This is a genomic window from Geodermatophilus africanus (assembly GCF_900107105.1).
Taxonomy (GTDB): Bacteria; Actinomycetota; Actinomycetes; order Mycobacteriales; family Geodermatophilaceae; genus Geodermatophilus; species Geodermatophilus africanus.
This window is the reverse complement of the sequence record NZ_FNOT01000005.1, coordinates 42320-56055: the sequence shown is the minus strand read 5'-3', so window position 1 is coordinate 56055 and position 13736 is coordinate 42320. Positions and strand designations below refer to the sequence as shown.

Genomic DNA, 13736 nt, shown 5'->3' with positions numbered 1-13736 from the left:
GGCTAGGCCGTACGTGATCACCCGGACAGCCCCCCCGTCTGGCTCAGGCCCGGGGCCGCGGACCAGGATGGGTCCGTGAGCGAACCCGTGCAGCTCAGAGTGGCCCTCGCCCAGGTCGACACCCGGGTCGGCGACCTCGCCGGCAACGCCGAGCTGGTGACCCGCTGGACGGCGGACGCAGCGGCCGCCGGCGCGCACGTCGTCGTCTTCCCGGAGATGACCCTGACCGGGTACCCGCCCGAGGACCTCGTCCTCCGCGAGTCCTTCGCGCAGGCCAGCGAGAAGGCGCTGGTCGAGCTCGCCGGCGATCTCGCCGACCGGGGACTCGGCGACACCGCGGTCGTGGTCGGCTACCTCGCGCACACCGAGGGCAGCGGCCCGGCGCCGGCGGAGTCCATGCCGGGGGACGACGACCGCCCGGCCGACGCCAACCCGCGCCGCGGCGCGCCCCGCAACGCCGCCGCGCTGCTGCACGGCGGCGAGGTCGTCGTCCGCTACTACAAGCGGCACCTGCCCAACTACGGCGTCTTCGACGAGGCGCGGTACTTCGTGCCCGGCACCGAGCTGCCGGTCGTCCGGCTGCACGGCGTGGACCTGGCGCTGACCGTCTGCGAGGACCTCTGGGTGGAGGGCGGGCCGTGCGGCGTCGCCGGCCAGGCCGGGGTGGACCTGGTGCTCTCCCCCAACGCCTCGCCCTACGAGCGCGCCAAGGACGACCTGCGGCTGCCGCTGGTCCGCCGCCGGGCGGCCGAGGCACGGGCTCCCGTCGTGTACTGCAACCAGGTCGGCGGCCAGGACGAGCTGGTCTTCGACGGCGACTCGATGGCCGTGTCCGCGGACGGCGAGCTGCTGGGCCGGGCGCCGCAGTTCGTCGAGCACCTGATGTGCGTGGACCTGGCGATCGACCCGTCGTCCGTGCCCGAGCGCCGGGAGGGCCGGATCGGCTCGATGACGGTGACCCGGCACGTGCTCTCCGAGGACCCGGTGCCGGCGTTCGACCCCCGGCCGGCGTCGGTCGCCGCGCCGCTGTCGGACCCCGAGGAGGTCTGGCGGGCGCTGGTGCTGGGCCTGCGGGACTTCATCGACAAGAACGGCATGCCCTCGGTGGTGCTCGGCCTCTCCGGCGGCATCGACTCCGCCGTGTGCGCCGCCCTCGCCGTCGACGCGCTGGGCGCCGACCGGGTGTACGGCGTCGGCCTGCCCTCGACGTACTCCAGCGAGCACTCCCTGGCCGACGCCGAGGACCTCGCGCGGCGGACCGGGCTGCACTACTCCGTCGTCCCGATCGCGCCGATGGTCGACGCCTACCACGCGTCGGTGGAGCTCAGCGGCGTCGCCGCGGAGAACCTGCAGGCCCGGGTGCGCGGCACGCTGCTGATGGGGCTGTCCAACCAGCACGGCCACCTGCTGCTGACCACCGGCAACAAGAGCGAGGTCGCGGTCGGCTACTCGACCCTCTACGGCGACTCGGCCGGCGGGTTCGCGCCGATCAAGGACGTGCCCAAGACGCTCGTCTGGGCTCTTGCCCGGTGGCGCAACGAGCACGCGCGGGGCCGCGGGGAGACCGAGCCGATCCCGCAGAACTCGATCGACAAGCCGCCGTCGGCCGAGCTCGCGCCCGGCCAGGTCGACACCGACTCGCTGCCCTCCTACGAGGAGCTCGACGCGGTCGTCGCCGACTACGTCGACCGCGACCTCGGGATGGCCGACTTGCTCGAGCGCGGCCACGACCCGGAGGTGGTGGCGCGGGTGCTGCGGCTGGTGGACGCCGCGGAGTTCAAGCGCCGGCAGTCCGCGCCCGGAACGAAGATCAGCCTCAAGGCGTTCGGACGCGACAGGCGGCTGCCCGTCACCAACAGGTGGCGGGAGACGCTGCCCACCGTCCGCGAAGGAGCGGCATCACACTCATGAGCGAATCAGTGCTCTACGGCGGGACGTCCACCGCCCGGGTGCGGGTGCACCACCTGCAGCAGGCCAAGGAGCGCGGTGAGAAGTGGGCGATGCTCACCGCCTACGACACGTTCAGCGCGGCCGTGTTCGAGGAGGCCGGCATCCCGGTGATGCTGGTCGGCGACTCGGCCGGCAACGTCGTCCTCGGGCACACCTCGACCGTGCCGGTGACCGTCGAGGACATCCTGGTGCTGACCAAGGCGGTGACCCGGTCGACGAAGCGGTCGCTCATCGTGGCCGACCTGCCCTTCGGCAGCTACGAGGCCTCGCCGCAGCAGGCGTTCACCACCGCCGTCCGGATGATGAAGGAGGGCGGCGCGCAGGCGGTCAAGCTCGAGGGCGGGGTGCGGGTCGCACCGCAGACCCGGGTGTTGACGGAGAACGGCGTCCCGGTCATGGCGCACGTCGGGTTCACGCCGCAGAGCGAGCACGCCCTCGGCGGCTTCCGGGTGCAGGGTCGCGGGGCCGGGGCCGAGCAGCTGCTGGCCGACGCGCACGCCGCGCAGGAGGCCGGGGCGTTCGCCGTCGTCCTGGAGATGGTGCCCGCCCCGCTCGCCGCCCAGGTGACCAAGGAGCTGACCATCCCCACCATCGGCATCGGCGCGGGCGCCGACTGCGACGCCCAGGTGCTGGTGTGGCCGGACATGGCCGGGCTGACCGGCGGTCGGGTGCCGCGCTTCGTCAAGAAGTACGCCGACCTGCGCGGCGAGCTGCTGCGGGCCGCCCGCGAGTACGCCGACGAGGTGCGCGACGGCGTCTTCCCGGGGCCCGAGCACTCCTTCGAGTAGCCGCCCGGCCCCCGGTCCGGCCGAGTGGGCAGGTGCGGTCGTCGACACGCGCGGACACGCCGCCGTGGGCGACCGCACCTGCTCACCGGCCGACCCGCAGGTCGCGCCGGCAGGCCTCCCGCGGGACGGGTCCGGCGACCGGGCTGACCCGGTGCGCGCCGGCGGTGAGCCGGGTCAGCGCTCGGACACGTCGCCGAAGAGCTTGCGGAACTGCGAGGCGGCGACGTCTCCCGCAGCCTCGACGATCTTGCCCACCACGGGGTGGACCACCAGCCCCGTGACCGTGCCGGCCAGCTTCGGCAGGTTCTTCACGAACCAGTTCCGGACGTACTGGAGGGTGGTGAGGTCGGGTTCCTCCGCGACGACCGCCTGCTCGACCTCGTCGACCCTCTCGAGGGCCGCGGCCTGCTGCTCCGGTGGCGCCTCGGCGCGGATCCGGGCCCTGACCTCGTCCACGGCGTTGCGGAGCTCGGCGAGGTCCGCCTCGGTGACGGTCGGCGCCTGCTGCGAGCCCGAGACGTGCTGCTGGTGGATGTGCTCGCCGACAGCGAATTGACCCTCCACCGAACCACCGACGTTGACCTGGTGGCCACTGACCATTCCTGAGTCATCGATCACGACAGGTACCTCCCATTCCCAGGCTGACGGCGCGGCCCTACTCAACGATGTTCTCGGCGACGACCCCGAGAGCGACGCTGCTGCCGCACTCTGCTTCCTCGCCAGCACCAGGGCTGCTCGACACCACCGTGCTGACCTCGTAGTCGGGGGTCACCGTGCCCACCTCCAGGCCCGCGTCCTGGATCGCCTGCTCCGCGTCGGTCCGCGAGAGCCCCACGACCTTCGGCACGGTGCACGGCGGCGGGCCGGAGGAGACGACGATGGTCACGGTGCTGCCGCACTCCACCGTCGAGCCCGCCGCCGGCTGGATATCGAGCACGGTTCCGGCCTCGTCGCTCGAGGACCCGGATCGCTCGGCCGCCGCGAGGCCGGCATCCCTGACCGCCGCCACCGCGGCGTCCCGCTGCGCGCCTTCCACGTCCGGGACGGTGCACGGCGGCGGGCCGGAGGAGACGACGATGGTCACGGTGCTGCCGCACTCCGGCGTCGCTCCCGCGGCCGGAGTGGAGCGCAACACCTCACCCTCGGCGGCGGAGGGACTGGCCTCGGTGCCCCCGTCGGCTGCCGCCAGTCCGGCCTCCCGGATTTCCGCGGCCGCCTGGTCCCGCGGCTGGCCGACCACGTCGGGGACGGTGCACGGCGGCGGGCCGGAGGAGACGACGATGGTCACGGTGCTGCCGCACTCCGGCGTCGCTCCCGCGGCCGGAGTGGAGCGCAACACCTCACCCCTGGCGGCCGAGGGACTGGCCTCGGTGCCCCCGTCGCCCACCGCCAGCCGGGCGTCCGAGATCGCGGTCCGGGCCTCCTGCTCGGTCAGGCCCACCACCTGCGGCACGGTGCAGGGCGGTTCGACGGCGATGACCAGGGCCACGGCACTGCCGCACGATGCCTCCGAACCCACCGCCGGCGCGGTCCTGATCACGGTGCCCGGGTCGGCAGACACGCTCGACTCCTCGGACACGCCTCCCATCTCCAGCCGGGCGTCCTCGATCGCCGCGGCCGCTCGATCGCGCGTCATGCCCACCACGTCCGGTGCGACGCAGTCGACGACGGGCGCAGTGGTGGCGACGACCAGGTCGACGGGGCTGCCGCACGGCAGCGACGAACCGGCAGCCGGGTCGCTCTCCAGCACGGTGCCCGCCTCGAGGCTGGGGTCCGAGCCCTGGGTGACCCGCCCGACCGACAGATCGGCCGCACCCAGCGCCGCGGCAGCGTCGTCCTGGGACAGCCCGGACAGCTCGGGCACCGCGCACGGGGGTACGGCGGAGACCACGAGGTCGACGTCGCTGCCGGCCGCCACCTGCGTCTTCCCGGGTGGCGAGCTCTCGAGCACGACACCGGCCTCGGCACTCGGGTCGGGGCGTTCGGACACCGAGCCGACCCGCAGGCCGGCGTCCAGGAGCACCTGGGCCGCTTCCGAGCGGCTCAGGCCCACCACGTCGGGCACCGGCACGAGGGGCGGGCCGCTGGAGACGAGGAGGTCGACCGCCCCGCCCGCGGGAAGGGGGACGCCCGCACGCGGCGACTGGTCGGCGACGGCACCCTGCGGGATGTCGGGGTGCGGCACCTGCTCGATCCCGCCGGTCGCGAGACCGGCTCCGGTGAGCCGCTGTTGGGCCTGCGTGAGGGGCAGCCCGATGACGTCCGGCACCAGCGGCGTCCGGCCGTCGCGACCGACGCCCGACAGCACGACCGCCGCGTCGGGGAAGCCCTCGGCGGTGAGCAGCAGGACCCCGGAGTGCGACCCCGCGGTCGTCGGCGCGAAGCGCACGGTCAGCACGCAGGACCCGCCCGGCGTGACGGCCGCACCGGCGCAGGCGGCCCCGTCCAGCCGGAACGCCCCCGCGGCGCTCATGGCGGCACCCGTGGCGAGCTGCAGGGGCCGGTCCGCCCGGTTGGTCACGACGACGTCCTGCGGCGGGCTGAGGTCACCGACGAGGACCTCGGAGAAGTCCAGGGCCCTCGGCGAGATGTCGGGCGCGGCGGCCGGTGGCGCCGTCCCGGACCCGCTCAGCGGCACGGCGGGCCCGTCACCGCCGATAGACAGCTGCGCCGTCCGGTGACCTTCCGTCACCGGGGCGAACACCACGGTGACGACGCAGTCCTGGCCCGGCGACAGGGAGACCGGGCACGTCGCCTGGGTGACGGCGAAGTCGGGCGAGCCGACGACGGACACGGTCGCGACGTCCAGGGGCGCCTGACCGGAGTTGGTCAGCACGACCTGCTCGGGCGAGGAGGGGCTGCCGACCGGCCGGACACCGAAGGACAACGCCCGGGGGTCCACCCGGAACGCCGGGTCCGACGGTGGGGGGACGCCGCTGCCGTTGAGCGGCACGGTGACCGCGGGGACGCCCTCGGGTCCGGGCAGGGTGAGCAGGCCCTGCCGCGTGCCCGCACCGGACGGCGTGAACCGGACGCCGACCGAGCACGTCGCCCCGGGCACCAGCTGGGCGCCCGAGCAGCCGTCGCTCTCGACGACGAAGTCCGCGGCGTCGAGTCCCGACAGCCCGGACGACCCGAGGACCACGGGGACACCGGGCGCCCCGGTGACGACGACCTGCCGCCGTCCACTGGACGCGTTGAGTGGTTGGTCGCCGAAGGAGAGCGCGCTCGGCACGGCGGTCGGCGACGACCCGTCCGGTTCCGTGCTTGTGCCGGACAGCGTCGCGGTCGGGTCCTCGTCCACCTCGCGGACGTCGACCATCAGCGACGCCTCGCGTGGTCCGGCACCGGTCGGGCTGAAGACGACGTCCGCGGTGCAGGTCGCGCCGGCCGCGATCTCCCGGTCGCGGCACGTGCTGGTGGTGACGACGAAGTCCGAGGAGTTGGCCCCCGACGTCCGGAAGCCGTCCAGGTGGATCGCGGTCCCGCCCAGGTTGCGCGCGGTCAGGGTGCGGGATTCGCCGGCCTGGTTGACCGCCGCGGCGCCGAACGACAGGTCCTGCTGGTCGAGCGCCACGGCCGCGCCCGCGGGGTCTCCCGACCGGAGGATCACCAGCCCGGCCACGAGCGCCGGGACGACGACCAGCGACGCCCCGATGGCCAGCACCTTCCCCGAGATGGTGGTCGTACCGGCCCCCACCCCGGAGCCCGACGACGAGCGCACGGCGGTCGCGCCCGCGTGCCCCTGCGAGCCGATCGGGGCGCCGTCCTGCCAGGAGCCCAGGACCCCGTGGTCGTCATCGAGCGCCGTGGAGCCGCCGTCGTCCTCGGACCCCGCGGTGTCGTCCGGTTCGTCCGGCGGCGGCGGGGGCGCCAGGAGGAGGGACAGGTTGTGCTGCGTGACCGCGGCCGCCGCGGAGGCGCCGATGGCCGTCCGCAGCCGGAGGGCGGCCTGCAGCAACTCCCTCGCGGTGGACGTGTCGCCGACGCACAGCGCCCGTGTCCCGAGCTGGTGCAGGGCCCTGGCCTCGGCGGCCCGGTCCTCCAGTGCCCGGGCGGCCGTCAGCTCGTGCTGCGCGACCTGGCGCCAGGCGTCCCACCGTCCGCTTAGTGCGTAGGCCGCGCCGAGCAGGACACCCAGGAGGAGCACGTACCGCCACTCGCGGTGCCGGGCGGCATCGGCGTGGACGGCGCGCAGGGTCTCCGCGGGGGCCCCGGGCGCCAGCAGCGTCTCGCTGCGCTGCTCCGCCAGGTCCAGGAAGTACTGCCGCACCTCCGCCCGCCGCTGTTCCATCTGCCACCCGGGGGGTGGGCCGAGCTCCACCCCGTCGGCGAGGCTGTAGGCGATGCGGGCGCGGGTGGACACCGGGGGCGCGGACGTGAGCACGAGCCCCCGGGCCACCAGCCGGTCGAGCCGCTCCTGCACGTCGCCGGCGCCGGTGATCGCCGACAGCTCCTCGACGTCGAGCGCGACGCCGGGGATCGCGGCCAGCAGCCCGAGCAGCCGCACGTCCTCGGCGGAGTCGACGGGGATCGGCGGGGCTCCGGACGCCGCGGCGCTCTCCGCGAACTCGGCCAGCGTGCCGTCGGAGGTCCGGGCCGCGGCAGCGAGCCGCAGCAGGCCGGCAGGGGCACCACGGACCAGGCCGCAGAGCACGTCGACCGCCGGCTGCTCGTCGGGACCGACCGGACGGCCCAGGGCGCGGGCGACCAGCGCCCGGGCGGCGGCACCCTGCAGGCCGGTGAGCTCGATGGACAGTGCGTCGCCGGCGTCGGTGCCGGACGTGGTCGTGAGGACGAACCCGCACTCGGGCGCGTGGTCCTCGACGTCGGCGACGTCGTCCTCCACCAGTGTGACGTCGTCGAGCAGCAGCGCCGCACGGGCGTGCTGCAGGTAGTGCCGGAGCTCGCCCGGCGTCGGCCGCACCGGGATGTCGGATGAGTAGAAGACGTCGAACAGGACCTGCAGCAGGTCGTCGTGCGAGAGCCCGCGGGCGGACAGGTGCGCCATCCCGCCACACGCCTCGGTGACCGGCAGGTGGTGGGCGAGGGAGCGCAGCAGCGTGGACTTGCCCATGCCCGCCGGCCCGTTCAGCTCGACCGGCCGCCGGGTCGAGAGGGCCTCGACCGCGAGCGCCGTCTCGTGCTGGCGGCCGACGACGAAGGCGGGCCGGCGGGGCACCAGGCTGATCGGCACCGGCCGGGGGGTGACGTTGGCCCGGGCGTCCGGCGGGAGGACGGTCACCAGGTTGCCGAGCACCGTGTCCACGCGCATCTGCACGATGTGCGAGCCGACGGCGAGCTGCCCGGTGACGTCCCCGCCCACGGTCACGCTGGTGCGGATCTCGCCGACGGGCTCGCCCGCTCTCCGGCCGGAGTCGGCGACGTCGTCCCCGGCAGGCTGCGCCATCGCTCACCCCCAGCAGCACCGCTCCGGGCCGTGGGAGGCGCCGGGGCCACCGGTGGCCGCCTCGCACGGACCCACCGTCGGCCGGGCCGTCGGCGGTGGGGAGCGCTCGGAGCGGTTCGTCTCCTCGTCGTCGGTGTCAGGGCATGACCCGTCCGCGCGACGCTAGGAGGCGTCCGTCACCGGACCGTCACCGGTCGCCGACCACCCGGGAGATGGCCCCCTGCAGGGTCCCGCCGCGAGCCTGCGAGTGACGGGGGGCAGGGGGTCCTTCGTCAGACGTCGGTCACGCGGATGCCGGCGTGCGCCTTGTAGCGGCGGTTGACCGACACGAGGTTGATGGTCAGGGCCTCGACCTGGCGGGCGTTGCGCAGCCGGCCGGCGTAGATCCCGCGCATGCCGGGCAGCCGGCCGGCCAGCGCCTGGACGGTGTCGGTCGCCTCGCGGACGTCGCCGACGACCATCACGTCGCCGTCCAGCGTGGGGCGGGAGAGGTCCTCGAGCAGCCGCGCCGACAGGTGGTGGAAGGCGCCGACCACGTGTGAGTCGGGCAGCAGCGCGGCGGCCTGCTGGGTCGCCGAGCCCTCGGGGACGTCGAGCACGTAGGCGCCGAGCTCGTCGAAGGCCATGGGGACGACGCAGTCGACGACGACCTTCCCCGCCAGCGGAGTGGCCAGCTCCGCGAGGGTGTCGGCGTGCCCGGCGTAGGGGACGGCCACGATCACCAGGTCGGCCGCACCGGCGACGTCAACGTTGGCGCCGCCGGTCACCGAGACCTCGACGCCTCCACCCGCGGCCGTGGCGCGCTCGGCGACCTGCGCGGCGACCTCACCGGCGCGCTCGGCGTCCCGCGACCCCAGCAGCACGCGCTGCCCGGCCGCCGCCAGCCGGACCGCGAGGCCGCGGCCCTGCGGACCGGTGCCACCCAGCACGCCGACGACCAGGCCCTCCACCGAGCGTCCGTCGCTCACGTCCCACCTCCCGCGTCCGCCGGACCCCCCGGCGTTCCCCGGGGATCATGCCCCGGCACGCAGGCGGCCCCGTCCGGAGGCTCGCCACGAGCCTGGTGACGTGCTGGAACGGCCCTGCTGCAGGGTTCCGCCGCCGGCCCCGTCCCGGGTCCCACCCTGAGCTCGCGAAGGGTGGGGAGGACGGGGTCCTTCCACGGTGGGGGCAGCGGGGTCCTTCCTCAGTCGCCGTCCCGCCAGGCGCGGTCCTCGGAGGTCAGCCGCTCCTCGCGCTCGGCCACCGACTGCAGCGCGTGCTCGGCCTCCTCGCGGGTCGCGTACGGGCCCAGCCGGTGCCGCTCGGCGCAGCCGTCCCGGTCCTCCACGGTGTGGTGCTTGAGGCAGTAGAACCACGGCCCCTGCGCCATCTCGTCCTCCTGGTGCGCCGTCCTCCCGAGGTCACGCTGGACGCTACGCCCGGCCCCCGGTCCCGGCCCGGCGTCGGGAGACGACCGGGTCCTACCCCGGCCGGGACCGATCCCCCGCGCGTCCGCCGCCGAACCAGTAGACGACCTGCAGGTCGGTCATCGTGCAGCCGCTGGTGCAGTCGAACGTCGAGGGCGCCTCGCGGACCCCGCCGTCGGGTCCCCGGTAGAGGTGCCTGCCGATCGCCGCGCGGTCACCGCAGGTGGGGCAGTCGATCCAGGTGATGCGTTCGTCGCGCACGCCGCTCCTCGCTGCGCACGGCCCGGGCGGTGCCGCCCGGGACCAGCCGGTCCCGGCGGGGTCAACGAGGGAGCGGCCGGGAGGATGTGGGTCCGGCGTGTCGGGCGGTACGCGGCCGCCACCTGGGCCCCGTGTGCGGCTGTGGCGCGTCCCTGCCACCGGGACGCGTGGTGACGAGACGGCAACCGGGTATTCCGGCGGAACCGCCTCGTGCGGGATGCTGCATCCCGTGAGGATCCCGCGACGCAAGGACACCGCCACACTGCTGCGGGGGTACGGCACCTCGGTGAGCCGCGGGCCGGAGCACCGGGTGGCGGCGCTCACGCTCGCCGCACTCACCCTCGTCGCCGGCCTCATCGGGACGGCGAACCTGTTCGTCGACGGGACGCTGCACCAGGGCGCCACCCGCATCACCTACACGGTCGCGATGGCGGCGTGCCTGGTGGCCGCCGCCGCACTGGCGGTCCGCCAGCGGGCCGGGCGCTGGCAGACCTTCGGGCTGGTGATGCTGGCCGAGGTGGTCTACGTGATCGTCGTCCTGAGCGTCTCGGTGCCGGCGCAGGCGACCCCGCTGATGCTGCTGTTCCCGACCTTCGTCGCGGCCTGGTTCCTGGGTCCCTGGATGCTGGGTGCGACCATGGTGGCGACCGGGGCCGCCTGCTCCATCGCCCTGGGCCACACCTACGACGGCGCCCTGTCGATCGCGGTGCAGGTCGCGATCAGCGCCGGCGCGCTGAACACCGCCGCGGTCGGCGTCTACGTGCTGCGCCGCCGGGTGCAGCGACTGCTCGAGGCCACCGAGGCGCTGTCCCACCAGGACCCGCTCACCGGGCTGGCCAACCGGCGCGTCCTCGTCGAGCAGGCGCCGCGGGTCTGGCGGCAGGCCCGCCGCGAGGGGTCGAGGGTGGCCGCGATGGTCCTCGACCTGGACCACTTCAAGCAGCTCAACGACGCGCACGGGCACGCCGCCGGTGACGCGGTGCTGCGGGCGGTCGCGTCGTCGCTGGCGGCCACGGTGCGGCCCAGCGACGTGCTGGCGCGGGCCGGCGGCGAGGAGCTGATCGTGCTCGGCCTGGTGAGCGACCCGGCGGAGGCCCACCGGCTGGCCGAGCGGCTGCGCGCGGCGGTGCGGACCAGCCGCACGGACGACGGCCACTCGGTGACCGCCTCGATCGGCATCGCCCTGACCCGCCCGACGGACGGCGAGGACCCCGCCGACGCGATGTGGCGGCTGGTCGACCACGCCGACGGCGCCATGTACGAGGCCAAGCAGGCCGGCCGCGACCAGGTGGCCGCGGTGCTGCCGCGGCAGCGTGCCGGGCGGTTCGCCGACAGCATCCCGCCGGGCGGCCGGCTGGGCGCCTGACGGAGGACCACGTCCTCCGCACCGCTCGCAGACCTGCGGCGAGCCGTCGGACGGGGCCGCCTCGTTCGAGCGGTGGGGACGCCGGTTCTCTGCTCCACTCTTCCCATGACGCTCGTCGCGCCGGACCCGACCCGGACGGTGCCGTTGCCGCTCCGCGAGCAGGCCGACGTCCGCGACCGGTGGCTGACCCAGCGGCTGCTGGACCTGCTCCCCGGCCTCATGGACCGCGCCGGCATCGACCTGTGGCTGGTCGTCGGCCGCGAGTACAACGAGGATCCGGTGCTGGCCACGCTGCTGCCGGCGACCTGGCTGTCGGCCCGCCGCCGCACCATCCTCGTGCTGCACCGCAGCGACGACGGCGTCACCGCGGCCGCGGTCTCCCGCTACCCGGTCGGCCAGTTCCTGCCGGCCTGGTCCCCCGGGGACGGCGACCGGCCCCCCGCCGAGGACACCCAGTGGGCCGAGGTGCGCCGGATCGTCGAGCAGGCCGCGCCCCGGCGGATCGGCATCGACGTCTCCGCCGACTTCGCCCTCGCCGACGGGCTCTCGCACACCGAGCACCAGCAGCTCACCGAGGCGCTGGGGACGTGGGCCGACCGGCTGGTGTCGGCCGAGGAGCTGGCCGTCGGCTGGCTGGAGACGCGGCTGCCCGAGGAGATCGCCGCGCTCGACCGGCTCAACCACCGGGTGCGCGAGGTGGTGGAGGAGGCCTTCTCCCCCGCCGTCCTGACCGCCGGTGTCTCCACCGCCACCGACCTGGCCTGGTGGATCCGCCAGCGGCTGGCCGACCTGGGCGTCGAGCCGTGGTTCCACCCGGTGGTCGACGTGCAGCGCGCCGGCGTGCCACCGCTCCGGCAGCAAGGGGCCCTGCTGCCCGCCGTCCCCTACGACGTGCCGGTGGAGCCCGGCGACCTGGTGCACTGCGACGTCGGGCTGTCCAGCCTGGGGCTGAAGACCGACAGCCAGCGCACCGGCTACGTGCTGCGCCGCGGCGAGACCGAGGCGCCGGCCGGGCTGCGGCAGGCGCTGGCCGTGGGCAACCGCCTGCAGGACCTCACGACGGCCGAACTGGTGCCCGGCCGCACCGGCAACGAGGTGCTGGCCGCGGCCCGGTACGCCGCCGCGTCCGAGGGCATCGACGGCGTCATCTACTCGCACCCGGTCGGGGTGCACGGCCACGGGGCGGGGCCGGCGATCGGGCGCTGGGACGACCAGCGCGGCGTCCCGGGCGCCGGCGACCGGGTGCTGCACCCCGACACCGTCTACGCCCTCGAGCTGTGCGCACACGTGTCCGTGCCCGAGTGGGGCGGCCAGCCGGTGCGGATGGCGCTCGAGGAGGGCGTGGCCCTGACCCGGGACGGCGTGGTCTACCTCGGCGACCGGCAGACCGAGCTGCTGCTCATCCCCGGCTCCTGACGCCGACGGTGCGCCCACCCGGTCGCAGGTGGGCGCACCGCCCGGCTCACCAGCTGACCGGCTTCCCTGGCGTGTCGATCCAGGTGGTGACGAAGGCGCCGAGGTCCTGACCGCTGACCTCCTCGGCCAGGGCGACCAGGTCGGCGCCGCTGACGTTGCCGCCGGCGTTCTCCGTCACCCACCGGCGCAGCAGGGTGCGGAACGGCTCCTCCCCGACCTCCCCCCGCAACGCGTGCAGGGCCGCCGCGCTGCGGTCGTAGACCGCCGGGGCGAACAGGTCGGCCGGGCCCGGGTCGCCGGGCGGGACGGCCCAGAACGGGTCCTCGGCCGGCGTCGCGTGGACCTCCTCGAACCGCTGCTGCGCGGTCGGGCCGCCGCGGGACTCGGCCCACATCCACTCCGAGTAGGTCGCGAAGCCCTCGTTGAGCCAGATGTCGCGCCAGGTCTCCGGCGAGACGCTGTTGCCAACCCACTGGTGGGCGAGCTCGTGGGCGACGGTCGACTCACTGGCGACCCCTGAGTAGACCGGCCGCGTCTGCGTCTCCAGCGCGTACTCGACGGAGTCGTCGTCGACGATCGCGCCGAACGAGCTGAACGGGTACGGGCCGTACAGGGCGACGAAGAAGTCGATCATCTGCGGCTGCAGCGCCAGGCTGGCCTCGGTCGTCGCGCGGTCGGCCGCGGTGAGGTCGCGCTCCACGAACTCGAGGATCGGCAGGCCGCCGGGTCCGGTCCGCGTCGTCGAACTCCAACAGCTACGGGAGGCGCACCGTCACCGTCACGCACACGGGGAACTCCTCCCCACGCGTCAACGTCGGGGCGTAGCCGCCTCCGGCGTCACAGCCGGCACCGGCTCGGGGCGTAGGCGACGACGACGTCGGTGGCCTCGACCGACTGGTCCCCGTTCTGAGAAGGGGTCGGGACAGGGATCGAGCCGTGCTCTGGATGGTGGCCCCGCTCATGGCGACTCCGTCGATCCCCGGACAGGTCTGCACGTCACCCCGTCGGTGAGGTGGACGCCTCGTCCTCCTGCGTCGTCTCGGTCGCCGTGGTCTCCGGCGTCTCCGGCGCCTGGGCCGTCTCCGGCGCCTGGGCCGTCTCCGGCGCCCGGGTGGTCGGCGTCTCCGGCGCCCGGG

The 13736-nt window shown here is 75.0% G+C and carries 10 protein-coding genes; 4 read left to right on the top strand and 6 right to left on the bottom strand.

What is annotated here, in order from left to right; all coding sequences use genetic code 11:
- Window positions 1-75: 75 nt before the first annotated feature.
- Entirely contained in the window at window positions 76-1911 is a 1836-nt protein-coding gene (locus BLW63_RS10490) for an NAD+ synthase (RefSeq protein WP_091155092.1), read from the top strand.
- A complete protein-coding gene (panB, locus tag BLW63_RS10485; RefSeq protein ID WP_091155090.1) occupies window positions 1908-2738 on the top strand; it encodes a 3-methyl-2-oxobutanoate hydroxymethyltransferase in 831 nt (276 codons plus the stop codon). Before BLW63_RS10490 ends, panB begins: the two co-directional genes overlap by 4 nt.
- 174 nt (window positions 2739-2912) lie before the next feature.
- On the opposite strand, the gene BLW63_RS10480 is transcribed toward panB, so the two are convergent.
- The 5 genes from BLW63_RS10480 to BLW63_RS10460 all read right to left on the bottom strand — a co-directional run bounded on the left by BLW63_RS10480 (window position 2913) and on the right by BLW63_RS10460 (window position 9818).
- Window positions 2913-3356 carry a hypothetical protein gene (locus BLW63_RS10480; protein WP_139263519.1) on the bottom strand — a complete coding sequence of 148 codons (444 nt, stop codon included), beginning with the start codon at window positions 3354-3356 and terminating at the stop codon, window positions 2913-2915.
- A gap of 37 nt (window positions 3357-3393) precedes the next feature.
- The gene (locus tag BLW63_RS10475; protein WP_091155084.1) at window positions 3394-8148 is read right to left on the bottom strand and encodes a PASTA domain-containing protein; all 4755 of its coding nucleotides are present in this window, start codon (window positions 8146-8148) and stop codon (window positions 3394-3396) included.
- Window positions 8149-8420: 272 nt separating this feature from the next.
- Window positions 8421-9116 (bottom strand): NADPH-dependent F420 reductase, encoded by a 696-nt coding sequence (gene npdG, locus BLW63_RS10470; RefSeq protein WP_091155081.1) that lies wholly within the window; start codon window positions 9114-9116, stop codon window positions 8421-8423.
- 218 nt (window positions 9117-9334) lie between these two features.
- Window positions 9335-9520, bottom strand: coding sequence for a hypothetical protein (locus BLW63_RS10465; RefSeq protein ID WP_091155078.1), 186 nt, complete (start codon window positions 9518-9520; stop codon window positions 9335-9337).
- A 91-nt stretch (window positions 9521-9611) separates the two neighbouring features.
- Window positions 9612-9818: a hypothetical protein gene (locus BLW63_RS10460; RefSeq protein WP_091155076.1), complete on the bottom strand. Its 207-nt coding sequence runs from the start codon at window positions 9816-9818 to the stop codon at window positions 9612-9614.
- A 229-nt stretch (window positions 9819-10047) separates the two neighbouring features.
- On the opposite strand from BLW63_RS10460, the gene BLW63_RS10455 reads away from it, so the two are divergent.
- Window positions 10048-11184, top strand: coding sequence for a GGDEF domain-containing protein (locus tag BLW63_RS10455; RefSeq protein WP_244522492.1), 1137 nt, complete (start codon window positions 10048-10050; stop codon window positions 11182-11184).
- Window positions 11185-11289: 105 nt separating this feature from the next.
- A complete protein-coding gene (locus BLW63_RS10450) occupies window positions 11290-12600 on the top strand; it encodes a M24 family metallopeptidase (RefSeq protein ID WP_091155068.1) in 1311 nt (436 codons plus the stop codon).
- A gap of 46 nt (window positions 12601-12646) precedes the next feature.
- Here BLW63_RS10450 and BLW63_RS10445 read toward each other — a convergent pair whose 3' ends face one another.
- Complete coding sequence (locus BLW63_RS10445; RefSeq protein WP_211517073.1) at window positions 12647-13300, bottom strand: M1 family aminopeptidase; 654 nt, start codon at window positions 13298-13300, stop codon at window positions 12647-12649.
- Window positions 13301-13736: the final 436 nt, after the last annotated feature.

What these genes read in the sequence shown, in the direction of transcription:
- panB (WP_091155090.1), top strand. Translation starts at nt 1,908, where the DNA reads ATGAGCGAATCAGTGCTCTACGGCGGGACGTCCACCGCCCGGGTGCGG.
- BLW63_RS10475 (WP_091155084.1), bottom strand. Translation starts at nt 8,148, where the DNA reads ATGGCGCAGCCTGCCGGGGACGACGTCGCCGACTCCGGCCGGAGAGCG.
- BLW63_RS10465 (WP_091155078.1), bottom strand. Translation starts at nt 9,520, where the DNA reads ATGGCGCAGGGGCCGTGGTTCTACTGCCTCAAGCACCACACCGTGGAG.
- BLW63_RS10450 (WP_091155068.1), top strand. Translation starts at nt 11,290, where the DNA reads ATGACGCTCGTCGCGCCGGACCCGACCCGGACGGTGCCGTTGCCGCTC.